The organism is Micromonospora sp. NPDC049230, from assembly GCF_040647875.1.
Lineage (GTDB): Bacteria > Actinomycetota > Actinomycetes > Mycobacteriales > Micromonosporaceae > Micromonospora.
The window spans coordinates 94578-118159 of the sequence record NZ_JBEZCZ010000003.1 but is presented as its reverse complement, the minus strand read 5'-3'; the positions used below and the strand labels follow the sequence as shown (position 1 = coordinate 118159).

Here is a 23582-nt window from a genome sequence, read left to right as displayed (position 1 = left end):
GTGCCGATCAACTCACCCTCAGTGCTCCGATGTGGACTCCGGGCCCGGGTTGGCCGGGCCACAGGGATGGGAGCACGCGTGAAGTCCAGAATCCTCCGTCGGGTCGCCGCGTCGGCCGTGGCGCTCGGCTGCGCCGTGCTGGGCGCGGTGGTGTTGTCGCCCTCGCCGGCGACGGCCAGCCCGATCCGCAACGCCACCGCCTGGTCGGTGCTGCTGTGCAAGTTCAGCGACAAGCCGGCGGAGCCACAACCGACGTCGCACTTCGCCAACTTCCTCACCGCGACCGGGGTCGGCACCGGCGGCGTGGCGGACTACCTCGCCGACCAGTCCGGCGGGCGGGTGTCCCTGGCCGGCTCGGTGGTGCGGGGCTGGTATTCGATGCCGTACACGTTGGCGCAGTTCCAGTCGATCGACAGGTGGACCCGGATCCAGCGCTGCGTGGACACCGCGGCGACCGCCGGCTACGCGGTGCCCGCCGGCAACCGGATCGCGGTCATGCTCAACGACTGGGTGGATTCCGGCGCGGCCGGCGGCCGGGTGCTGCTCGACCCGGGCGCCTGGAACGTCGGCTTCGCCGCGCACGAGATGCTGCACGGCTACAACCTGGGCCACTCGTTCTCCAACGACACGACGTACCAGAACGCGCCCTGGTCCCAACCGGGCGAGTACGACGACCCGTGGGACGAGATGAGCGCGATGAACATCTACGCGTTCACCACCGCGAACTACGGCACGAGCGCGGTCGGGCTCAACGGTCCGCACCGCGACGAGCTGGGCTGGCTGCCGAAGAACCGGATCCTCACCATGGCCGCCGACGGGGTTGGCTCGCGCACCGTCACCCTGGCCCCGCTGGAGGTGCCCGCCGCGAGCGGCACACAGCTGATCCGGATCCCGTTCGACCCGGCCGACCTGTTCCGCTACTACACCGTCGAGTTCCGCCGCAAGACCGGCTGGAGCGCCGGCATCCCCGCCGACACCGTGCTGCTGCACGAGGTCCGCAACGGCACCCCCACCCTGCTGCGTACCGGGCCCGGCGGCGGCCCGGCCCAGTCGCTCAACGCCAACGGTGTGCAGATCGGCGTGAACTGGCTCTCCGGCAACACCGCGTCGGTGACCGTGACCACCGACGTGGTCAACCGCTGCCTCCAGGGGTACGTCTGGCGCGAGGCCCGTGCCGGCGACCTCGTCTGTGTCACCGGCGCCACCCGCAGCCAGGTGTCGGCGGACAACGCCGCCGCCGCGAGCCGCTGGGTGAACGGCCCGTACGGCCCGCACACCTGCGTCAGCGGGTACGTGTGGCGTGAGGCGTACGCCGGGGACGACGTCTGCGTCACCGGGGCGCAGCGCAGCCAGGCCGCCGCGGACAACGCCGCCGCCGCGTCCCGGCGCAACCCGGCCCGCCTGGTGTCCGGCCCGAACACCTGCGTCAGCGGGTACGTCTGGCGCGACGCCGACCAGTCCGACTACGTCTGCGTCAGCGGCACGACCCGCTCCCAGGTGCTGGCGGACAACGCGGTCGCCACGAGCCGCTGGGTCAGTGGCCCGTACGGCCCGCACACCTGCGTCGCCGGGTACGTGTGGCGCGAGGCGTTCATCGGCGACGACGTCTGCGTCACCGGGACACAGCGCAGCCAGGCCGTCGCCGACAACGCCGCCGGCCCCGGCCGGGTGCTGCGGCCGGCCGGCTGACCGACCGCGCCCCCGGTGGGTCGACCACCGGGGGCGCATCCCTCGGGCGGGTCAGCCGGCCAGTCGCCGGTAGCGGGCGTACGGGAACCGCGCCGTCAGTACGACGGTGGTGAACGACAGGAAGACGGCACACACACCCGGGTGCCCGTCGCGCGGTCGTGGACTACTCGGTGGGCCCGATCTGGCCGGCCACGCCGACGTTCAGCGGGTCGGCAAGGAGTTTGTCGAAGGCCAACTCGGCGGCGCCGATGAGAACGGCGTCGCGGCCGAGTGCCGCGGCGCGCAGCCGCAGGTGCTCGCGGGAGGCGGGCAGCGGCATGGTGTCCAACCGCTCGCGAACGACGTCCGCCCCGGCGGTGAAGATGTGGCGCAGCGACCCGCCGAACACCACAGCGTCCGGGTTGACCACGTTGACCAGGTTGGCCACCCCGAAGCCGAGCCACTCGGCGACCTGCTCGACCGCGGCGCGGGCGGTGCGGTCGCCGTCCGCCGCCGCGCGCAGGACCTCGGCCACCGCACCGCGGTCGCTCGGGTCACGGCCCGCGTGCCGCAACAGCGCGGCTTCGGAGATCTCGGTCTCCCAGCAGCCACGTGAGCCGCAGCCGCAGGGCAGACCGTTCGGGTTGACGACCATGTGGCCGACCTTGCCGCTGTGGCCGCGGTGGCCGATCACCAGTCGGCCACCGACGATGATGCCGGCGCTGATGCCGAGGTCGCCGTGCAGGTAGATGACGTCGTGGATGCCCACCGCCACGCCCCGGACGTGCTCGGCCAGCCCGGCGATGTCGGCCAGGTCACCGGCCACGAAGCCGGGTGTTCCCGTGAACTCCGCCTCCAGTGCGACGGCGAGTGTCTCGTCGAGGCTGGCGACCCGGATCCGGCCGTCCGGGTCGCGGGTGGTGTCGGTGACCGCGGCGGCGCCGCCGACCAGCAGGGCGTCGGTGGCCACGGACCGTTCCATGTCCCGGACCAGGCCGGCGAGGGGTCCGACGGCGTCGGTCGCCGACATGCCGCTGGGTCGCGGGATCTCCCGCCGGTCGAGGATCTGCCCACCGAGGCCGACCCGGGCGGCACGTAGCCGGTCCGCGTCGATGCTCAACGCGTGGGCGTAGACCCGGTCGGAGCGGGGACTGACCACCAGTGACGGGCGACCGGCGCGGCGGGCGGTGGTCGGCGCCTCCTCGCTGACCAGGCCGCTGGCGACCAGGTCGGCGGCGAGGGCGCCGATGGTGCTGCGGTTGAGGCCGAGCCGGCCTGTCAACTCGGCGCGGGACGTCGGCCCGTGCAGGTGGACGTAGCGCAGCACGGCGCCGAGGTTCTGCCGCCGGATCTCCTCCTGGCTGGCGCCGGGGACCGACGGCGGCGGGGATTCGGTGGTGCGGCCGACGCCGGCTGGCCTGGCCCGGACGGGTGTCGCCACGGTCAGACCTCCTTCCGGGTCGAAGCCGGTTGGCGCGGGGGCGCGAGGACGCCGATGGGTCCCGGTAGAGGAGACCCGGGACCCATCGGCGTTGCTGCCTACCGTGCGGTGATTACTTGGTGAGCGGCGCGAGCTTCGGGTCGGTGGCGTACGCCTCGGCCGCGTTCGCCTTGGTGACGGCGACCGGCGGGAGGAGGTACGTGTCGACGACCTTGCTGCCGTTGTTGTAGGACTTGGTGTCGTTCACCTGCGGCTTGTCACCGGCCTGGAGAGCCTTGACCATGTTGATGGTCTCCTTCACCAGGTTGCGGGTGTCCTTGTTGATCGTCATGTACTGCTCGCCCTTGACGATCGACTTGACCGACTCGACCTCGGAGTCCTGGCCGGTGACGACCGGGATCGGCTTGCCGGCGCCCTTGACCGAGGTCAGGATGGCGCGGGCCAGGGTGTCGTTCGGGGAGAGGACGCCGTCGAGCGGCTTGGTGCCGTAGGTCGAGGTCAGCAGCTGGTCCATGCGGGCCTGCGCACCCTCGGCCTTCCAGCCCTGGATGGCGGTCTGCTTGACCTCCTTCTGACCGGAGGCGACGACAACGTTGCCCTTGTCGATCTCGGGCTTGAGCACGCTCATCGCACCGTCGAAGAAGACACCGGCGTTGTTGTCGTCCGGCGAGCCGGAGAACAGCTCGATGTTGTACGGGCCGTTCGGCTTCTTGGCCTTCATGCCGTCCAGCAGGGCCTGGCCCTGGAGCTGGCCGACCTTGAAGTTGTCGAACGCGACGTAGTAGTCGAGGTCCGGGGTGTTCTTGATCAGGCGGTCGTACGCGATGACCTTCACGCCGGCCTGGTGCGCCGCGGCGACCTGGGTCGACAGCTGCGCGGCGTCGGTCGCGCCGATGACGATGACCTTGGCGCCCTTGGTGACCATGGCGGTGATCTGGGCCTGCTGGTCGGCGACAGTGGTCGACGCGCCGGCGTACTGCACGTCACCCTGGAAGCCGGCCTCCTTGAGACCGTTGGTGAACAGGTCACCGGCGAGGACCCAGTTCTCCGAGGTCTTGGCCGGGAGGGCCACGCCGATCAGCGAGTTGGCCGCGAAGCCCTTGGCCGCATCGCCCTTGGAACCGGAGTCGCCGTCACGGCCGGAGCCGCAACCGGCGAGGGCCAGCATGGCGGCGGCGCTGATGGCGACCACCGACGTGCCGAAGAATTTACGCATGGTGAGGACTTGCCTTTCTGGATGTGGAACGGGGTGGTGAGGGGTCGGTGGCCGTCAGCCGGACACCGCTGCCTTGGCGGGCTCGCGCTCCGCGTCCGGCGGTGAGGCGGAGTCGTCGCGGCGGAACGGCCGCATCAGGCTCCCGATGATGGAGAAGCGCCCCTGGCTCTTGTTGTAGACGTCGACCGCGACGGCCAGCAGCAGGACCAGGCCCTTGATGATCTGGACCTTGTCGGTGCCCACGCCTTCGAGCTGGAGGCCGTTGTTGAGCACGGCCATGACGAGACCACCGACGATCGAGCCGCTGATGGTGCCGATACCGCCGGCGACGGCAGCGCCACCGATGAAGACCGCGGCGATGGCGTCCAGCTCCCAGCCGTTGCCGTCCTGCGGTCCGGAGGCCGCCGAACGGGCCACGAAGATCATGCCGGCCAGCGCGGCCAGGACGGACATGTTCATCATGACGAAGAAGTTGACCCGCTTGAGCTTCACGCCGGACAACTCGGCCGCCCGGGAGTTGCCGCCCACCGCGTAGATGTGCCGGCCACCTGCCGTGTTGCGGGTGTAGAAGGAGTAGGCGATCACCAGAACCAGCAGGATGATGCCGGAGATCGGGAAGCTGGTGCCCACCCGACCGCTGGCGAAGCGCAGCGCCGCGAAGGCGATCACGCCGACCATGACGGCCATTCGCAGCACCGAGATCCACATGGGCGCCGGGTCGGCGTCCATGGCCCGACGGGTCTTACGGGCCTGAAGCTCGCGCCACACCACAGCCACCGCGGCGGCCAGGCCGAGCAGCAGCGTCGCGTTGTTGTAGCCGGTGTTCGGGCCGAACTCGGGCAGGAACCCGGAGCCGATGTCCCGGAAGCCCTCCGGCACCGGAATGCTCTGCGCGTTGCCGATGAACTGGTTGCCACCGCGGAAGAGCAGCATGCCGGCCAGGGTGACGATGAACGCCGGCACCCCGATGTAGGCCACCCAGAACCCCTGCCAGGCGCCGATCACCGCGCCGATGGCGAGGCCGAACACGATGGCGGCGGGCCACGGCAGGTCCCACTCGGTCATCGACTTGGCGACCAGGATGCCGGTGAAGGCCGCGACCGAGCCGACCGACAGGTCGATGTGCCCGGCGACGATCACCATGAGCATGCCGATGGCCAGGATCAGGATGTACGAGTTCTGCTGGAACAGCGCGATCAGGTTGTCCGAGCGCAGCGTCAGCCCGTTGGTCCAGATCTGGAAGATCAGGACGATCGCCACCAGGGTGAAGATCATCCCGAACTGGCGCGCGTTGGAGGTCGTACCTCCAAACAGATTCTTCTGAAGGTCCTTGATACGGCTCATCGGGAGGCCAACTTCTTCGTCGAGGTCATCTGCTTCATGAGGTTTTCCGGGGTGGCGTCCGCCCGGGCGATCTCGCCCGTGATGGCGCCTTCGAACACGGTGTAGATGCGGTCGCAGAGCCCGATCAGCTCAGGGAGCTCCGAGGAGATGACGATGACGCCCTTCCCCTGGTCGGCGAGCCGCTGGATGATGCCGTAGATCTCGTACTTGGCGCCCACGTCGATGCCGCGCGTCGGCTCGTCGAGGATCAGCAGGTCCGGGTCGGTGAACATCCACTTCGCCAGGACGACCTTCTGCTGGTTGCCGCCGGAGAGCTTGGAGACGCTCTCGTCGACCGTCGGGGCCTTGGTCCGCAACTCCTTGCGGTACGCCTCGGCCGCCTGGTACTCCTCGACCTCGTCCAGGACGCCGTGGTGGGAGATCTTGGACAGCTTGGCGGCCACCGTCGACGTCTTGATGTCGTCGAGCAGGTTGAGGCCGATCGCCTTGCGGTCCTCGCTGACGTACGCGAGCCCGTTGTCGATCGCGTCCGCGACCGACTTCAGGACGATCTCCTTGCCGTCCTTGATGATCGTGCCCGACTCGTACACCCCGTAGGAGCGGCCGAAGATGCTCATCGCGAGTTCCGTGCGGCCCGCGCCCATGAGACCGGCGAAGCCGACGATCTCGCCGCGGCGCACCACGAAGCTCTCGTTCTTGCAGACCTGGCGCTCGGCGGAGATCGGGTGCCGGACGTTCCAGTCGCGGACCTCGAAGAAGACGTCGCCGATCTTCGGGGTGTGGTCCGGGAACCGACTGCTCAGCTCACGGCCGACCATCCCCCGCACGATCCGGTCCTCGTCGACCCCGTCCGCCTTGACGTCGAGGGTCTCCACGGTCCGGCCGTCGCGCAGGATGGTGATCTGGTCGGCGATCGCCTCGATCTCGTTCAGCTTGTGCGAGATCATGATCGAGGTGATGCCCCGGGAGCGGAACCCGCGCAGCAGGTCCAGCAGGTGCCGCGAGTCCGCCTCGTTCAGGGCGGCCGTCGGCTCGTCCAGGATGAGCAGCTTCACGTCCTTGGCGAACGCCTTGGCGATCTCCACGAGCTGCTGCTTGCCGACCCCGATGTCCTTGATCAGGGTGTCCGGGTCCTCCTGGAGGCCGACCCGGGCCATCAGGTCCAGCGCCATCCGGTTCGCGGCCTTCCAGTCGATCGCGCCCCGCTTGCGCGGCTCGTTGCCGAGGAAGATGTTCTCGGCGATCGACATGCCCGGGATGAGCGCCAACTCCTGGTGGATGATCACAATTCCGGCGTTCTCGCTGGCCCGGATGTCGGAGAACTTGCTCTCCGACCCCTGGTAGACGATCTGGCCGTCATAGCTGCCGTACGGATAGACCCCGCTGAGAACCTTCATCAGCGTGGACTTGCCCGCACCGTTCTCGCCGCAGATGGCATGGATCTCGCCGGCGCGAACCACCAGGTTGACGTCGGAGAGGGCCTTGACTCCGGGGAACTCCTTGGTGATGGAGCGCATCTCAAGGAGGATCGGCACGCTGCTCATCGCTCGTACCACCTCGCCAACGTCATCGGTTGCCTCCGGAAGGTTGAACCTTCACTTGGTTTTGTTGTTGACGGCAACGTATTGCGGCCGGAGGGCCATCCGCAAGGCGAGGGACTGTTGAAAATGTAACAATCCGGCAATATCGACGTTACCCAGTCTTCGCCTGTCACAGCCGCCCCCGCAGCCCCTCCCGGCACCTTCGCCTGCTTGTGGCAACGTTGTCAAATGGCCGGCGTCGCCATGATCGACACCGGACCCCCTCGACAGGCTCGCCACCAGGCACGATCCGCGACGGGCCGTACGCATGGCGCACGACCACGCGCTCGGCGCTATCGAGTCATCGCGATGGGACCGCGACGCCGGCCCCACCTCCGGGACGCCAGGACGACCCTCGGCCGACGGTGTGACCCACGCCTCCATCGACGGACCGGATCGACGATGATCATATCCTCACGCCCGCCACCAGGAGAGAGATCCGCGACTTAACGTCCCTTAAGGGCGAATCGGGCCTGCGGCCGGCCCGTCAGCTCGGGTGCGGCACCACCTTGATCACCCCGCGCTCTCGGGCGGTTGAAGCAGGGCGGCGTCGGCGACGACCTGGCCCGGGCGCTCCCGGTAGCTGGCGCCCCCGACCGGGGGCGCTCCCGGCCGGGGGCCTGGAACCCGACCGCGTCGATCACCGTGTCGACCCCGCCCAACCCCTCCGCGCGGCGGTGCTATCTTAGGCCTCCTAAGTTTCTTCCTAGCGGAACAAAGGTTCGGGATGCCACGGCAGGGTCTGACCAGCGCGCGCGTCTCCGCCTCCGCCGCCGAACTGGCGGACGCGGTCGGCCTGTCCCGGCTGACCGTCGCGGCCGTCGCCCGGCACTTCGGTGTCTCGGACGCCGCGCTGTACGTGCACGTCCGCAGTCGCGACGCGCTGATCGAGCAGGTCGCGGTCCGGGCGGCGGCCACGTTCGCCGACCAGCTCGCGATCGCCGTGGCCGGGCGGGCAGGCCACCAGGCTCTCGTCGCGTTCGCCGACGCCTGGCGCGCGTTCGCCGTGGCGCACCCGGGGCAGTACGCGGCGACGCAGCTCCCGCTGCCGCCCCAGGTCGGCACGAGGTCGGCCGGGCACCTGCGCCTGATCGAGCTGAGCTACGCGATGCTGCGCGGCTACGGGCTCGACGAGCCGGCGCTGACCGATGCGGTGCGATTCGTCCGCAGCACCTTCCACGGCTTCACGACTCTCGAAATCGTCGACGGTTTCGGGCATCCCCGCGCCATCGACACGTCGTGGCACTCGATCCTCGACGCGGTCCACACCACAGTGAGCAACTGGCCAACCGGGAAACGGGAGCAGCGGTGAACAGTCGTGACCAGTCGGTCGAGTCGGCCGACGGCACCCGCCTGGTGGTGCGACGCCTGGGCGTCGGAGACCCCGTCATCCTGGTGCACGGCTCGGGTGGCGGGCTGCACTCCTGGGCCACGGTGGCGGGGCACCTCGCGCACGACCACGAGGTGTGGCTGCCGGCGCGGCGCGGCTACGGCCCCAGCGACGTCCCGGCCGGCACCAAATCCTTCCGGGACGAGAGAGCCGACCTGCTCGCCGTCATCGGGGCGGCCCGCCGCTCCTCGGGCCGACCGGTTCATCTCGTCGGCGCGTCCTACGGAGCGACGCTGGCGCTGCACACCACCCTGGCCGATCCGCGCGACGTCCGCTCCCTGGCCATCTTCGAGCCGCCGCTCTTCGCGGCCGGGGCGGAGATCGCGCCGTTGCTCGACCGGTACCGTGCCGCCCTGGAGCGCGACGACGCCGCCGCGATGGCAGCGGCCCTGAACGACGTGACGCGGGTCCCGGCCGAGATCGTCGCCGCGATCGCCGCCGGCGCGGCCGATCGGGTGCCCGACCCGGTCGAGGCCCGCCGCTCGGCGATCGGCTGGCTGCACGACCTTGAGGCCCTCGCACAGGACAGCACCGACATCGCGCGGTGGTCCTCGATCGCCGTGCCGACTCTCCTGCTGGCAGGCGCGGACACCTGGGAGCCGATGCCCGCCACGATGAACACTCTCGCCAGGACGATTCCGGCGGCCCGCTACGTCGTCTGGCCGGGCCAGTCGCACTTCGTGACCATGACGGCGCCCACCCTGGTCGCCGACGCCCTGCGGCAGTTCTTCGCCGCGGTGCCGGCCTCCTAGCCGAGCCGGCTGGCCGCGACACCGCAGACGCGGAGGGCCCGCCGCATCGGCGGGCCTCCTCGGCCTACTCGGGCACCTGCCGCTGGCGGAACTGGTCGACCGGAAGGCCGCCGCGACCCCAGTTCTCGGTCTCGACCTCGTCGATCACCACGAAGGTCGACGACAACGGCTTGTTCAGGACGTCGCGCAACAACTCGCTGACGCCCTTGATGAGGGCGGCCTTCTCCTCGGCGGTCGCCGCGGACGCGTCGGGCGTGCTGCCCTCGCGGGTGATCTGGATGGTGACGATCGGCATCGTCTGCTCCTCTCTCGGCGCTGACAGGCGGGCTCAGTGACCGGCGTTCTGGCCACCGTCGACGTGCAGGATCTCGCCGGTGACGAAGGGCGCGGACTCGAGGTAGACGACGGCGTCGACGACGTCGCTGGTCTCGCCCATCCGGCCGACCGGGTGCAGGCCCGCGAGCGCCTGGTGCGTCTCGACCGGGTGCATCGGGGTCTTGATGACACCGGGCGCGACGGCGTTGACCCGTACCCCGCGACCCGCGTACTCGATGGCCAGGGACTTGGTCGCGGAGCTGAGGCCGCCCTTGGTCAAGGACGCGAGCACGGACGGGACGTGCGAGCTGGGCTGGTCGACGAAGCTGGTCGTGATACTGACGATGTGCCCGGCGCCGACGGCCAGCAGGTGCGGCAGGACGCGCCGGGTGAGGTGGAAGAAGCCGGCGAGGTTGACCCCGGTGACCAGGTCGAACTCCTCGTCGGTGTAGTCGGTGAACGGCTTGGCGACGAAGACGCCGGCGTTGTTGACAAGCGTGTCGATACGCCCGAAGCGGTCCAGGGCGGCCGCGACCACCCGCTCTGCCGTGTCGGCCTCGGCGATGTCGCCCCGGACCGTGACGATCTCCGGGTCGTCGGATGCGCCGATCGAGCGCGAGGTCGCCACGACGCCGTACCCGAGCTTGCGGTAGGCGGCGACGAGGTCGGCGCCGATGCCCTGGGACGCCCCGGTGATCACAACGACCTTCTGTCCCTGACTGGTGCTCATGGAAACCACTTCCTTACTGGCTTGGGGCTTGGCGGCCGAGACCGGATCGTCCGACCACACGACCACTAGACGACTGGTCTACTAAAAGCTAGCCGACCGGTCGTGTATCGTCAAAGCATGGGACGGACCAGTGACGCGAGGAACAAGATCCTCGACGCGGCCGCCACGCTGATCGAGCAGCGCGGCTACACGGCGCTCGGGGTGGCCGAGATCTGCGCGGTCGCGGGAGTGCCGAAGGGCAGCTTCTACTACTTCTTCGAGTCCAAGCAGGCGCTCGCCCGCACCGTCATCGACGAGCACTGGGTCACCCAGCGCCGCCAGTGGGAGCAGTTGCTCGGTGGCGAGCGCGACCCGCTACAGCGGCTTCGCGACCTGTTCGAGGCCACCGAGGAAGTCCAGAGCGCCGGTCAGCAGAAGGCCGGCGTGGTCGCCGGGTGCCTGTTCGGCAACCTCGCCCTGGAGCTCAGCAACCAGGCCGAGGAGATCCGCGGTCGGCTCCAGGAGATCTTCGAGGAGCAGATCAGCCTCATCGAACAGGTCGTCGTCGAGGCGAAGGAACGCGGCCTGGCAGGCCCCGCGGTCGACAGCCGGGAGGCCGCCCGATCGATCGTCGCGCAGATCGAGGGGCGGGTCCTGCTCGCGAAGTTGCTCAACGACCCGGCCCAGCTGGACATGCTGTGGCGCAACTGCCTTGATCTTCTCCAGGTACCAGCGGAGGCACGGACCACCACCGGCTGAACGGACGACGGTCGTTGACCGTCCACTCCGGGCGCACTGCGCGCCCGCTCAGTAGCATCGGCGGGGCACGATGTTCAGGCGGACCACCACCGACCGGATCGGGCACCCCACATGACGACCGAGCAGACCAGCTCTCCTCCGCGTACCGGCGTCGGCATCGCCGCCAGTGGTCTGGGCCAGCGTGTCCGGGGTGGTCGCCAGATCCTGGACGACATCTCGCTGGCCATCGCACCGGGCCACCTTGTCGCGATCATCGGTGCCAGCGGCGCCGGTAAGACCACACTGTTGGAGTTGCTGGCCGGGGTGCGAAGGCCGACGGCGGGCACCGTGACAGTCGACGGCACGACAGCGGCGGGCGCGATCGGTTTCGTGCCGCAGGACGACATCATCCACCGGGAGCTGCCGCTGGCCCGCACCCTGCGCCACGCCGCCCGGTTGCGCCTGGCACCCGGCACCGCGCCGGCCGAGGCGGCCCACCGGGTCGCTGAGGTGCTCACCGAACTACGCCTCACCGAACGGGCCGCCGTGCCGGTGGGCCTCCTCAGCGGTGGCGAGCGCAAACGCGCCAGCATCGCCGTCGAGCTCCTCGCCCGGCCCGGCGTGTTCTTCCTCGACGAGCCCACCTCCGGGTTGGACCCGGCGATCGCCGTGGAGACGCTCCGGGTCCTGCGTACGCTCGCCGACACGGGGACCACCGTCGTGCTCACCACCCACCAGATCACCGACGTGGACCACTGCGACCAGGTCGTCGTGCTGACCCGACACGGCCGCCTGGCGTTCGCCGGCACACCCGCCGCCGCCCGGGAGTTCTTCGACCTGCGGTCCCTCGCCGAGGTGCACCCGCGGCTCGACGAGGCTTCGCACCCGGCCGAGTGGCCCGACCGCTTCGCCGCGTACCGCCAGGCCGGCCCGCCGGCCCCCGCGATCGGCGGCGGTGAGCGTGCGACACCACCGCCTCGGCGGGTCGGCCGGCTGCGCCAGTGGGCCGTCCTCACCGCCCGCAACGCGGAGATCGTCGTCCGCAACCGGCTGACCCTGGCGATCCTGCTCGGCTCGCCGTTGCTGGTGCTCGGCATGTTCGCGCTGCTGTTCCGGCCCGGGGCGTTCGAGCCGACCCGACCCAGCCCGACAGTGACCGTGATGATCCTGTTCTGGATCGCGTTCGGCGGCTTCTTCTTCGGGCTGACCTACGGGTTGCTCCAGATCTGCACCGAGCTGCCGATCCTGCGCCGGGAGCGGCTGACCGGTGTCCGGCCGCTGCCGTACCTGATGGGAAAGGTCGCGGTGCTGCTGCCGCTGCTGGCCCTGGTGGACCTGGCCCTGCTCGGGGTGTTGCGGGGGATCGACCGGTTGCCGCCGGTCGACGGCACCGCCTTCGCGGCCCTGTACGCGACACTGCTGCTCTCCTCGGCGGCGGCGCTCACCCTCGGCCTGCTGTGCTCCGCGGCGGTCTCCGACGCGGCCCAGGCGACGCTCCTGCTGCCGATGCTCTGCTTTCCGCAGGTGCTCTTCGTCGGCGCGATCCTGCCGGTGCCGGCCATGGCGGTCGGCGGTCAGTGGCTCAGCTTCGCGATGTCCAACCGCTGGGCGTTCGAGGGCCTGGGGCACACCGCCGGAGTGGAACGACTCTGGCGCGACGGTGGCTCACCGCTCGGCCCGCCGCTGCTGGCCACCTACGGGGACAGCTTCTCCCGGCCGGTGTGGGTGAACTGGCTGGTGCTCGGCGGCTTCACGGCGCTGTTCCTCGCTGCCGCCTGGGCGGTGCTCCTCCGACGGGACACCCGTGGTGCGACCTGAGCCGCCACCGCACACCTCCCCCACGACCCTGCCGGGATACACCGCCACGGGCCGGCTCGACGAACTGCGCGCCACCGAGTATCGGCACCTGGACGCCGCCGGGCAGGTGTACCTCGACTACGCCGGGGCCGGGGTCGCGGCGCTCGCCCAGGTCCGCGAACACCACGATCGGCTGCTCGCCGGCCTGTACGGCAACCCGCACTCGGAAAGTCCCACGAGCGCGGCGGCCGGGTCCCTTGTGGAGTCGGCACGACGCGCGGTGCTCGACTTCTTCCACGCGGACCCGTCCGAGTACGCGGTCGTCTTCACGCCGAACGCGACAGGCGCGTGTCGGCTGGTCGGCGAGGCGTACGACTTCGGCCGCGCCGCTCCGCTCGTGCTGACCTGGGACAACCACAACTCGGTGAACGGCATCCGCGAGTACGCTCGCACGGCCGGCTCGCCCGTGCGCTACGTACCGCTGAGTGGGCCGGAGTTGCGGGTCGCCGAGGCGGACCTGGTCACCGTGCTCGACGCCAGCCGTGGCGGGCTGGGCGGGCGGTGGGGTCGGGGTCGGCGAGGGCTGTTCGCCTACCCGGCGCAGAGCAACTTCTCCGGCGTGCAGCACCCGCTGGGCTGGGTGGAGTTGGCTCACCAGCACGGGTACGACGTACTGCTCGACGCCGCCGCCTTCGCGCCGACGAATCGGCTGGACCTCAGCGTCGTCCGGCCAGAGTTCGTGTGCCTGAGCTGGTACAAGCTCTTCGGCTACCCGACCGGGGTCGGTGCGTTGGTGGCCCGCCGCGACGCCCTGGCCCGGCTGCGCCGGCCGTGGTTCGCCGGCGGCACGATCCGCGCGGTCAGCGTTCAGGGCGACTGGCACCGGTCGATGGACGACGAGTCGGCGTTCGAGGACGGCACCCTCAACTTCCTGAGCATCCCGGACGTGGAGTTCGGGCTGCGATGGCTGGGCTCGATCGGCGTGGACCTCGTGCACGCCCGGGTCGGCCTGCTCACCGAGTGGCTGCTGGAGCGGCTGACCACGCTGCGGCACGCCAGCGGCCAACCCCTGGTCCAGGTGTACGGGCCGACGACGGGCGCGGGCCGCGGCGGCACCGTGACGTTCAACCTCCGCGACCCGGACGGCACCCTGGTCGACGAGCGGCTCGTCGCGCGGGAGTCGGCGGAAGCCGGGTTTTCCCTGCGTACCGGTTGTTTCTGCAATCCGGGCGCGGGCGAGGGCGCGTTCGGCATCAGCCGGGAGTCGGTGCGGCGGCGGCTGTTGGCACGGGTCGACACGATCGATGACTACCTCGCCGCGCTGCGCCTGCCGACCGGCGGCGCGGTCCGTGTCTCGTTCGGACTGGCGTCCACAGCGACCGACGCGGAACGCTTCGTCGCCTTCGTCCAGTCGACATACCTCAACCGTGGTGCCGGCGCCGAGACGCCGCTGCCACCCCGGCTGCGCTGCTGACGCGGGTCGTGGGCCGCGCGGCTAGCTGACCTGGGCCACGGGCGCCGAGCGGCGCGTGATCTCCTCCATGAACGGGAACCGGGCGGTGAGTTCGGCGACCGTCAGCCCGGCCCGCCAGGCCGCGGCCACCTTGGCGACCTGGAGCAGGTCCATCACGTCGCCACGTGCCAGCACCTCGCCCGAAACCCGCAGGTCGATCATGAAGTAGCGGGCCTGCGAGCCCAGCTTCACGCAGACCACGCCCTGGTCGGAGTGCAGCTCGGCGCAGGTGAACCGGCCGCGCCCCTGCTCCGGGGCGGTGACCCGGCCCAGATCGAGCCCCTGGCGGGCGCCGGTTTCGACGAGCGCGGGGGCCAGACCACCCCGCTCGACCAGATCCGGGTAGAGGCGCACACCCAGCGCCGTCGACGCGTCGCTCATAACTGACTCCCACTTCCTTGTGACAGAGACCAGCAGCGCGCGGGTTACGAGGAGGTTTCCGGCACGCCTCGTCATCCTGTCCCGGGTGGACGCCCCACGGCAATAGGAAGGGTCGATTCGACAGCTATCGAGTAACACCCGTCCGCGCCGTGCGGGCTGCCCGGCCGGGCCACTCCGGCGGCACACCGGGGAGCGGTGCGGGCTTATTGGAAACACTCTTGACAGAAAGTCGCGATATCGACATGCTTCTGTCTGGAGAGCGCTCTCCGTCCTGTCGCCGCGCAGCCTCCGCCACTCCCCCGCCGAGGAGCCTCCCGTGTTCACAGCCCGCCCCAGCCTCCGCTCCCGTCCCCTCGTACTCCTGGCGGTCGCCCTGGTCGCGACCGTCGGCGCGCTCGTCCCGGCACACCCCGACCGTGCCGAGGCCGCCATCGGCCCGATCAGCTGGCAGGACGAGTTCAACTCCCCGGCCGGCACGCCCGTCGACCAGAACAAGTGGCGCTTCGACATCGGCGGCAGCGGTTGGGGCAACAACGAGCGGCAGTACTACACCAACAGCACCAGCAACGCCGTGCATGACGGCCAGGGCAACCTGGTCATCACGGCCCGCCGGGACAATCCCGCCAACTACCAGTGCCACTACGGGCGCTGCGAGTACACGTCGGCGCGGCTGCTCTCGGCGGCGACCTTCACCCAGACCTACGGCAGGTTCGAGGCCCGGATCAAGATTCCGCGCGGCCAGGGCATCTGGCCGGCGTTCTGGATGCTCGGCACCGGCGGCGGGTGGCCCGACGCCGGCGAGATCGACATCATGGAGAACATCGGCCGGGAGCCCAACACCGTGTACGGCACCGTGCACGGGCCCGGCTACTCCGGCGGTGGCGGCATCACCGGCAGCCGCACCATCGGGGCGCCGCTCGCCGACGACTTCCACACCTACCGCGTGGACTGGGAACCGAACGTGATCACCTGGTACCTGGACGGGGTCCAGTACCACCGGGTCGATCCCGCGCGACTCGGCGGCAACCGCTGGGTGTACGACCACCCCTTCTTCATGATCCTCAACGTGGCGGTGGGCGGCAACTGGCCCGGGTACCCGGACGGCTCCACGCAGTTCCCGCAGCAGATGCTCGTCGACTACGTCCGGGTCTCCAGCTACACCCCCGGGGGCGGCGACCCGGCACCGGGCACCAGCCGGATCAGGGGCGCGCAGAGCGGGCGGTGCATCGACATCCCCAGCGCCAACCCGGTCGAGGGCGCCAAGTTGCAGATCTGGGACTGCAACACGACAGCGGCCCAAGCCTGGACCTTCGCCTCCGACGGGACGGTCCGCGCGATGGGCAAGTGCATGGACCCCGCCTGGGCCGGCACCGCGAACGGCACCGAGGTCAACCTGGTCAGCTGCAACGGCAACACCGCGCAGCGCTTCACCCTCAACGCCGCCGGCGACCTGGTCAACCTCAATGCCAACAGGTGCGTGGACGTGCGGGAGGCCAATCCCAACAACGGCGGCAAGCTGCACCTGTGGGACTGCCTCGGCGCCGCCAACCAGAAGTGGTCCCGCGTCTGACGACGCCGGCACGAGCGGGTGGGGCCGCCCGGCAGCGATTCCGGGCGGCCCGCCACCGTCCGCGACCCGGGTTTGGCTCGATAGGACAAAGACCGCCGAACGCCCCGCTATGTTCGGATACGTCAAGAATCCGGCATTTCGGGAGCCAGCTCATGTCGCACCATCTCGACACCCCCCTCGCCGCCCAGGGCGGTCAGCTCTACATCGACGATCTCTACGTTTTCGACGGCGACCGCGCCACGGTGTTCGTCATGGACGTCAACAGTTCGGTGACGAAGGCCGACATCAAGCGCGGCTTCCACGCCGAGGCGCGCTACGAGATCAAGATCCACTTCAACGGCGCGGAGATGGAGGGGCTGACCTACCGATTCGCCTTCGGTGAGCCGGACGGCAACGGCAGGCAGACCTTCCAGGCGTACGAGCTTGCCGGCGCCGACGCCCGCGACGACGCCGCGATGGGCACACCCATCGCCGAGGGGCACACCGGCGAGGTGTCGACCGGCGGCAACGTCCGGGCCTGGGCCGGGCGGATCACCGACCCGTTCTATGTCGACCTCGACGAACTCGCCACCATCAACGGCGCGGTGCAGAACGGCGCACCTGTCGACCGCACCGCGTGGCGGGTGGACCAGGCCAAGAACAGCTTCGCCGGTACGACAGTCGAGTCGATAGCCCTGGAGGTCTCCCACGACGAGCCGCTGCTGCGCGACGGCACCGAGATCGGCGTCTGGTGCCGCACGATGCTGGCCACCGACGCCGGTGGATGGCGGCAGATCAACCGCGCCGGCCACCCCATGATGTGGCCGATCTTCTGGCCCCACGACACCGACTTCTCCGACCCGGCCAACTTCCGACACCCGAGCAAGGACCTCAGCGAGGACGGCGAGGAGATCGCCACCGCCGTCGCCGGCGTCGTCAAGGCGAACGGCACCGCCCCCGACCCGCAGGCGTACGGCTGGAGCGTCGCCCGACAGCTCTACCCCGACCTGCTGTCCTACCAGGTCGGCACGGCGGCCAACTACGGCTTCGCGGTCCGCAACGGCCGCGGCATGGCCGACAACGCACCCGAGGTGATGTTCTCCCTGGTGCTCAACACGGGCACCACGTCCGGCCTCACTCCCGACGTCACCAGGGCCGCCCGCGCCGCCAGCTTCCCGTACGTGGTGCCGGCCTGACCGACCACCCCCCCCACGGGCTGACGGCTGGCGAGCGGGTGACGATCGCGCTGATCGTCCGATATGGGGCTTTAGTCCTAGATATGCTCCGAGCCGCCGCTAAGGGCGATTCCAGGACAGAGGAGACTCGATGCGTAGAAAGTTTCTCGCGGGCTTGGCCGGCATTGCCGCCGTCGTGGCGCTCGCCGGACCGGCCGCCGCGGACACCACTGGCGAGACGATTGTGACCCTCACCGTCGACGCCGCCGGCGGCCTGTCGATCACGGTGCCGGCGACGGCGAACATCGGGCACGGCGTGGAGGGCTCCGCCGTCACCGGTCAGCTCGGCCCGGTCACCGTGCTGGACCAGCGCGGGTCGCTCACCCCCAACTGGACCGCCACCGTCGTCTCCACCGACTTCGTCACCGGAGGCGGCACCGCCGGGGAGACGATCCCGGCCATCAACGTCCTGTACTGGTCCGGCCCCGCGACGGGGACCGCCGGTGGTGGCACCTTCACACCGGGTCAGCCCACCTCGGCCCAGCAGGTGGTCATCAACGTGCCGCGGACGGCGATGACCCACACCGGTGGCACGGGCAACAACTTCGCGAGCTGGAACCCCACCCTGTCGGTGAACATTCCGGACGGCACCGTCGAGGGTGTCTACACGGGGACGGTGACACATTCGGTGTTCTGAGCCGCTCGGCCGGCTGGCCCTGCTGGCCTCGGTCGCCCTCGTGGCGCTCGGGGTTTCGGCGGCGCCAGCCGTTGCCGTGCGGGAGCAGCGACAGGAGCCCGCCGACGAGGCCGCGATCAGCATCCGGATGGTGGACATCCCGGCCAGCCGGGCGCAGGATCCCCGGGCCCGGGTCTACATCGTCGACCACCTCAACCCCGGGACGACGATCAATCGCCGGGTCGAGGTGCGGAACACCTCGGGTGAGACGCAGAAGATCGAGTTCTACTCCGGTGCGGCGTCGATCGAGGACAACGCCTTCACCGTGCCCGAGGGGCGCGCGGGCAACGACCTCAGCGGGTGGATTCGACTGGAGACCGCCACCGTGGAGTTGGACCCGGGCGAGCGGCGGCCGGTAGCTGTCGAGATCGCCGTGCCGAGGAAGGCGTCCAAGGGCGAGCGGTACGCCGCGATCTGGGCGCAGGTGACAAGCACCAGGGAACGCACCGGCAACGTCACACAGATCCACCGGGTGGGCATCCGGGTCTACCTCGACGTCGGTCCCGGCGGCGAGCCGCCGACGGACTTCCGCATCGACGGGCTGGCGGCAGAACCCGGGCCCGGTGAGTTTCCCGTCGTCACGGCGAGGGTCACCAACACCGGCCAACGCGCGCTGGACATGACCGGCACCGCGACGTTGCGCAAGGAGGCGGTGCAGGCCGGCCCCTTCACTGTGACGAACGGTGTGACGATCCTGCCCGGCCAGAGCGGCCAGGTCCGGGTCGAGATCGACCAGGCCCTGCCAGCGGGGAACTGGGACGTGCACGCGACGCTCGTCAGCGGCACCGTGGAACGCACCGCGACCGGGACGATCAGCCTGCCCGTCGCGGCGCCGATGGCTGTCGCGACGCCCACCGGGCCGAGGTGGTTGGTCTACGCGGTGGGCGGGATCGCCCTGCTGGCGCTGATCGCCCTCGCCGGCTGGTATCTCGTCCGCCGGCAACGCACCCGGCTGGCCTGACCCGCACCGCCCCGACTCGCACCGACCGCACGGACCTGCCCGGCCGTCCCCCGAGGAACGGCCGGGCAGCGACGTGTCATCACCTCGTCCGCACGAAGCGTGCAGCGGACCCTAGATGACCGAGTGCGTCACGACTGCCACGTAGTCGCCGACCACCACCGCGGATGGGATGACCAGCCACAGCGTGGGGTTCCAGGTGACGGAGTTCGGGTCACCGGCCGGACCGGACCAGGCGGCGGCTGTCTGCGGCATGTCCAACACCGCGCCCGGCTGCGGGAGGAACGTCCCGACGCCGGTCGTGGCGAGGGCCGGCCCGGAGGCGTACGTGATGTTGCCGTTGGGGATCGTCTCGCCACCCGTGCCGGAGCCCGTGGTGAAGTTCGTGCTGGAGACGACGGTGACCCAGTTTCCGGAGAACGGCCCGCGATCGTCGGTCACGGTCACCGGGCCGAGGTGGCCCGAGACGCCTGTCGAATCCGAGGTGACGGTCCCGAGTGGGGAGATCGCCGGCACGCTGATGGAGAGGCCGCCGAGTGGGCTGATGACCAGTTCGACCGGCCGGGTCGCGGTCTGGTCGAACGAGTCGGTCACCCGCACGGTGAACGCGAACGTGCCGGCCACTGTGGGCGTGCCGGAGAGCAGGCCGGTGACCGGGTCGAGGGCAAGCCCGGCGGGCAGGCTCCCGGCGCTGATCGACCAGGCGAAGGGGCTCGTGCCACCGGTCACCGTCAACTGGTACTGGTACGGGTCGTACGCCCGGCCGGGCGGGGGCGGCGCGAACGTCAGCGTCGGCGACGGGTTGACCGGCACCGACGCGGAGGGCGACGACTGTGGGCCGGTCCCGGCGGCGTTGGTCGCGGCCACCCGGAAGGTGTAGGTGGCGCCACCGGTCAACCCGGTGACGATCTGGGTGGTGGCGGTCCCGACGAAGGTCTGCGGCGTCTGCGCCACACCGTTGAGGTACGGCGTCACCGTGTAACCGGTGATCGGTGAACTGCCGTTGGCCGGGGCGGTCCAGCTCAGCGTGGCGGCATTGGTGCCGGCGGTGGCCGAGGTGATCGTCGGTGGGCCCGGCACTGTGTACGGGACCACCGCCGCCGAGGCCGGGCTCGCCGTCCCGGTGCCGTACGCGTTGACCGCCGCCACCCGGAAGGCGTACGACGCGCCGGCGGTCAGCCCGGTCAGCGTACGGCTGGTGGTGGAGGCGTCGAAGGAGAGGGTGGATTGGGTGACCCCGTCCCGGATCGGCGTGATCAGGTACCCGGTGATCGGGCTGCCGTTGCTCGCGGGCGCTGTCCAACTCACAGTTGCGCTGGTGACGCCCGCGACAGCGGTGGGCGCGACCGGCGTGCCCGGCGCGGCGGCGTAGACGTAGCTCGCCGAGCCGGCGGCGCCCCGGGTGACGACGCTGACGGTGACAGTCGCCGGGCTGGATCGGGCGGGCATGGCGGAGATGCCGAGTGTGCCGTCGGGGTTCACGGTGAAGCAGCCGGCGGCCGGGCCGGACGTGCACGGCACCAGCAGCACCGAGGTGCCGGCCTGCTGCTCGGCTGTCGTACCGATGGTGATCGCTGTCGCGCCGGTGAGGTTGCTCCCGCCGACGGTGACCGCGATGCCCCCGGAGATCGCGCTCTGCGCCGGGGTGACGGTGACGCCGCTCGGTGCGGTGGCCGGCACCACGGGTGTGGTGCTGGTGGAGTACCCCGGGTTCGCGTCGATCGAGGACGAGGTCGCCACGGTTGTCGTCTGGATCAGCGCCGGCGTCACCTGGGTCCCGGTCACTGTCGCGACGACGGTGATGGGCGACAGCGAGCTTCCGCCGGCGAACGGGCCGTTGCTGTTGGTGCAGGTGATGCTCTGTCCGGACGGGGCGGCGCAGACCCAGCCGGTGCCGTAGGCGGCCCGCGGCACGACTCCGGCGGGCACGGTCTGGGTGACCGAGATCGGCGCTGTCTCGGTCGCGCCGGAATCGACCCCGGCGGTGATCGAGTAGGTGACGGGGTCACCGGGCTGCGGACTGGCCCCGACCGAGCTGGTCTGTGCCACGTTCAGGTCCGGCACCTGGTCGAAGCTGACCGCGCGGGCGTTGTCGACCTCGTGGAAGTCGGTGACCGAGCCGGTGGAGCCCACCCAGCCGAAGGCGAGTTGGCGGGGGTAGCCACTGGCGTTCAGCCACGTCGGCGACGGGTACAGGCCGGCCGGCACGACCGGGAGGCTGCCGGCCAGGGTCCGGGCCGTGCCACCCACCGGAGTGAACCGGACCCGGTACTCCCCGGCCGGCACGGCGATACCGGTGTCGGTGGTGAACGGCGACGAGGTGGTGTTGGCGACCACCTCGACCGGCACCACCGAGGCGGCCCGGGTGGTGGCCCGCAACGCCACGGCAGGCGACGAGGTGGTGGTGGCGGTGCTGTTGATGGCGCAGTAGCCGACCCCGTTGCGACCCGGCCCACGGACCACGACCTGGCCGGGCACCCGGGTGTTGGTTGTCGAGATGTACGGCGGGTTGGTACAGCCGGTGCCCTGGTAGGTGCTGTTGCTGAAGTTGCCGAAGACGTCCAGCCCGATGCCCAGGTAGCCGTTGGACAGACCCAACGAGGCGCCGTTGAACGCCGCGGAGTAGCCAAGTGATCCGCCCGACTGGCCGAGCATGGACGGAGACCGCGGGTTGGCGGGGTCGGCCGCGGCCAGCACGAACGCCAGACCGTCCGCTCCGGTGCTGATGCCGCCGTACTGATAGGTGTTGAAGGTGACGTGCAACCCCTGGGAGGTGGGCACGCTCACCGCACCGAACACCCCGCCCTGCCGGTTCGCGACGGCCGGGGTGAGGCGCAGCTTGCCCGCGCCCTGCGGATCGGTGGACGTGGTGCAACTCAGCAACGGGCCGGTGGTCGAGTTGCCGGCCGCGCTGAGGCAGGCGACGTTGCTGGCGCCAGCGGTCGGGACGGCGGGCACCGCCACCGCGCCGATGCCGTTCGCGGTGTTGTTGTGGAATGGCTGGTCGAACAGGACCGACCCGACCGCCGCCGCCGGTCGGGGCGCGAGCACCACGGCACCGACGGTCAGGGCGAGCACCAGCGCGACAAGTGCTGACCCGTGCCGGCTCGGTACCACAATGCCCACCTCATTCCCGCACCCACTCCAGTCCCAATTAGGACTTTATCGGACAATAGGCGTAGGCGACCCGATATCTCGATGCAACAGGAGCCCAGGGCGCGCTCGCGGGGTGCCGTCGGCGCGAAATCGCGCCGGCCCCGCCGACGCGGAGTCGACGGGGCCGGCGCGAGTGCGGTGGGAGGGTGTCAGCCCTCGATGTCGCGGGGGTCGCGGCTGCGGGGGTAGGTGTTCTTCTCCCCGATCGTGCCGTCCTGCTTCTTGACCACGTGTTCGACGCCGCGGTCGGCCGCCATCTCCCGGCCCTGGGCCTGCGCGTCGGCCTTCACGTCATGCGTGCTGCTGGCCCGCTCGTTGCCCTCGGCCTTGTTCTTCCACTGCCCGTCCTCGTGGTACGTGTCGACGTCACCCTTGACCATGGCCGGCTCCTCCCTGCGTCCGAAGTGTTCCTCGGATATCAGTGCCCCGAACCGGGTCGGACAAACCGCAGTCCTCAGGAGACGCCGGGGCGGCAGTTGCCGCTCGTGCGCTGGACCGTGTACTCGCGCTCGTCGGTGGTGATGCCCGACGGCTCCCCGTCGAAGTGGGTCTCGACCTTCTCCCAGCCGCGCCGCTGCTCGTAGTGCAGGTGCGGTGCGCCGGAGTTGCCGGTGCTGCCGACCAGCCCGAGCTGATCACCCTGGGCGACCTGCTGCCCGACCTCGACAAGTGGCGGTTCGAGCATGTGCAGGTACTGCGTCTCCCACTTGCCGCCGTGGTCGATCTTCACCCAGTAGCCGCCGCCGCGCCCGCGAGGGCCCTCCGGGTTCTCCGGGGTACGGCCGCCCAGCGACCCGTTGATGCCCGCCTCGGTGACAGTGCCGCCGTAGGACGCGAGCACCGGCCGTCCCCACGCCTCCCCCTCGATGGGGAACAGGTCGACGTCGTAGTCGTCGTGACCGGGGTAGGTGCCGAGTTGCCACGTCTCGCCGCAGGTGACCGGCAACTGGAAGAGCGGGCGCGGCCCCGCCGGTCGCAACATCGGCACGACGACGAGCGCGAGACCGAGGACGGCCGCCGCCGCGCCGACGGCGACGAGGACGCGGATGGCGCGGCGGCGGGAGCGGGCTGTGGTCGGGTTGCCGGTCGTCACCGTCCCGAGGATGACAGACGCCGACAACGCCTCACCGGCCGGTCACACCGCCGCCGGGTGACATTGCAGTT

20 protein-coding genes are annotated in these 23582 nt (G+C 70.5%); 10 read left to right on the top strand and 10 right to left on the bottom strand.

Annotation, left to right across the window (positions count from 1 at the left end):
• Positions 1-78: 78 nt before the first annotated feature.
• Positions 79-1689, top strand: a complete 1611-nt coding sequence (locus tag AB0A95_RS03640; RefSeq protein WP_357554003.1) for a hypothetical protein — start codon at positions 79-81, stop codon at positions 1687-1689.
• A 163-nt stretch (positions 1690-1852) separates the two neighbouring features.
• Here the strand turns inward: AB0A95_RS03640 and AB0A95_RS03635 are convergent, their stop codons facing one another.
• From AB0A95_RS03635 to mmsA, 4 genes are all read right to left on the bottom strand, one after another.
• Positions 1853-3109, bottom strand: a complete 1257-nt coding sequence (locus AB0A95_RS03635) for an ROK family transcriptional regulator (RefSeq protein ID WP_357554002.1) — start codon at positions 3107-3109, stop codon at positions 1853-1855.
• Positions 3110-3221: 112 nt separating this feature from the next.
• On the bottom strand, positions 3222-4325 hold the full coding sequence (locus AB0A95_RS03630; RefSeq protein WP_357554001.1) for a sugar-binding protein: 1104 nt from the start codon (positions 4323-4325) through the stop codon (positions 3222-3224).
• Positions 4326-4379: 54 nt separating this feature from the next.
• Positions 4380-5669: a multiple monosaccharide ABC transporter permease gene (mmsB, locus tag AB0A95_RS03625; RefSeq protein WP_357065367.1), complete on the bottom strand. Its 1290-nt coding sequence runs from the start codon at positions 5667-5669 to the stop codon at positions 4380-4382.
• Entirely contained in the window at positions 5666-7213 is a 1548-nt protein-coding gene (gene mmsA, locus AB0A95_RS03620) for a multiple monosaccharide ABC transporter ATP-binding protein (protein ID WP_357554000.1), read from the bottom strand. Before mmsA ends, mmsB begins: the two co-directional genes overlap by 4 nt.
• Before the next feature lie 763 nt (positions 7214-7976).
• Here mmsA and AB0A95_RS03615 point away from each other — a divergent pair.
• Positions 7977-8561, top strand: a complete 585-nt coding sequence (locus AB0A95_RS03615) for a TetR/AcrR family transcriptional regulator (protein ID WP_357553999.1) — start codon at positions 7977-7979, stop codon at positions 8559-8561.
• On the top strand, positions 8558-9391 hold the full coding sequence (locus AB0A95_RS03610) for an alpha/beta hydrolase (protein WP_357553998.1): 834 nt from the start codon (positions 8558-8560) through the stop codon (positions 9389-9391). Before AB0A95_RS03615 ends, AB0A95_RS03610 begins: the two co-directional genes overlap by 4 nt.
• 64 nt (positions 9392-9455) lie before the next feature.
• Here the strand turns inward: AB0A95_RS03610 and AB0A95_RS03605 are convergent, their stop codons facing one another.
• Positions 9456-9686 (bottom strand): 4-oxalocrotonate tautomerase family protein, encoded by a 231-nt coding sequence (locus AB0A95_RS03605; RefSeq protein WP_357553997.1) that lies wholly within the window; start codon positions 9684-9686, stop codon positions 9456-9458.
• Positions 9687-9719: 33 nt separating this feature from the next.
• Positions 9720-10436, bottom strand: a complete 717-nt coding sequence (locus AB0A95_RS03600) for an SDR family oxidoreductase (RefSeq protein WP_357553996.1) — start codon at positions 10434-10436, stop codon at positions 9720-9722.
• Between the two features lie 117 nt (positions 10437-10553).
• Here AB0A95_RS03600 and AB0A95_RS03595 point away from each other — a divergent pair, with 117 nt between their 5' ends.
• The 3 genes from AB0A95_RS03595 to AB0A95_RS03585 all read left to right on the top strand — a co-directional run bounded on the left by AB0A95_RS03595 (position 10554) and on the right by AB0A95_RS03585 (position 14424).
• On the top strand, positions 10554-11174 hold the full coding sequence (locus AB0A95_RS03595; RefSeq protein ID WP_357553995.1) for a TetR/AcrR family transcriptional regulator: 621 nt from the start codon (positions 10554-10556) through the stop codon (positions 11172-11174).
• A 111-nt stretch (positions 11175-11285) separates the two neighbouring features.
• Complete coding sequence (locus AB0A95_RS03590; RefSeq protein ID WP_357553994.1) at positions 11286-12971, top strand: ATP-binding cassette domain-containing protein; 1686 nt, start codon at positions 11286-11288, stop codon at positions 12969-12971.
• Complete coding sequence (locus AB0A95_RS03585; protein ID WP_357553993.1) at positions 12961-14424, top strand: aminotransferase class V-fold PLP-dependent enzyme; 1464 nt, start codon at positions 12961-12963, stop codon at positions 14422-14424. The genes AB0A95_RS03590 and AB0A95_RS03585 overlap by 11 nt, the downstream gene beginning before the upstream one ends.
• A gap of 21 nt (positions 14425-14445) precedes the next feature.
• On the opposite strand, the gene AB0A95_RS03580 is transcribed toward AB0A95_RS03585, so the two are convergent.
• On the bottom strand, positions 14446-14844 hold the full coding sequence (locus AB0A95_RS03580) for a hypothetical protein (RefSeq protein ID WP_357553992.1): 399 nt from the start codon (positions 14842-14844) through the stop codon (positions 14446-14448).
• Positions 14845-15160: 316 nt separating this feature from the next.
• On the opposite strand from AB0A95_RS03580, the gene AB0A95_RS03575 reads away from it, so the two are divergent.
• The 4 genes from AB0A95_RS03575 (at position 15161) to AB0A95_RS03560 (ending at position 19265) form a co-directional block, all read left to right on the top strand.
• The gene (locus AB0A95_RS03575; protein WP_357553991.1) at positions 15161-16414 is read left to right on the top strand and encodes a family 16 glycosylhydrolase; all 1254 of its coding nucleotides are present in this window, start codon (positions 15161-15163) and stop codon (positions 16412-16414) included.
• Positions 16415-16566: 152 nt separating this feature from the next.
• Positions 16567-17589, top strand: coding sequence for a DUF4331 family protein (locus tag AB0A95_RS03570; protein WP_357553990.1), 1023 nt, complete (start codon positions 16567-16569; stop codon positions 17587-17589).
• Between the two features lie 130 nt (positions 17590-17719).
• A complete protein-coding gene (locus AB0A95_RS03565; protein ID WP_357553989.1) occupies positions 17720-18265 on the top strand; it encodes a hypothetical protein in 546 nt (181 codons plus the stop codon).
• Positions 18266-18341: 76 nt separating this feature from the next.
• The gene (locus AB0A95_RS03560; protein WP_357553988.1) at positions 18342-19265 is read left to right on the top strand and encodes a hypothetical protein; all 924 of its coding nucleotides are present in this window, start codon (positions 18342-18344) and stop codon (positions 19263-19265) included.
• A gap of 111 nt (positions 19266-19376) precedes the next feature.
• Here AB0A95_RS03560 and AB0A95_RS03555 read toward each other — a convergent pair whose 3' ends face one another.
• The 3 genes from AB0A95_RS03555 to AB0A95_RS03545 all read right to left on the bottom strand — a co-directional run bounded on the left by AB0A95_RS03555 (position 19377) and on the right by AB0A95_RS03545 (position 23511).
• Positions 19377-22388 (bottom strand): fibronectin type III domain-containing protein, encoded by a 3012-nt coding sequence (locus AB0A95_RS03555; protein ID WP_357553987.1) that lies wholly within the window; start codon positions 22386-22388, stop codon positions 19377-19379.
• A gap of 179 nt (positions 22389-22567) precedes the next feature.
• Positions 22568-22798: a DUF2188 domain-containing protein gene (locus tag AB0A95_RS03550; RefSeq protein ID WP_184183641.1), complete on the bottom strand. Its 231-nt coding sequence runs from the start codon at positions 22796-22798 to the stop codon at positions 22568-22570.
• A 74-nt stretch (positions 22799-22872) separates the two neighbouring features.
• Positions 22873-23511, bottom strand: coding sequence for a M23 family metallopeptidase (locus AB0A95_RS03545; RefSeq protein ID WP_357553986.1), 639 nt, complete (start codon positions 23509-23511; stop codon positions 22873-22875).
• Positions 23512-23582 lie beyond the last annotated feature (71 nt).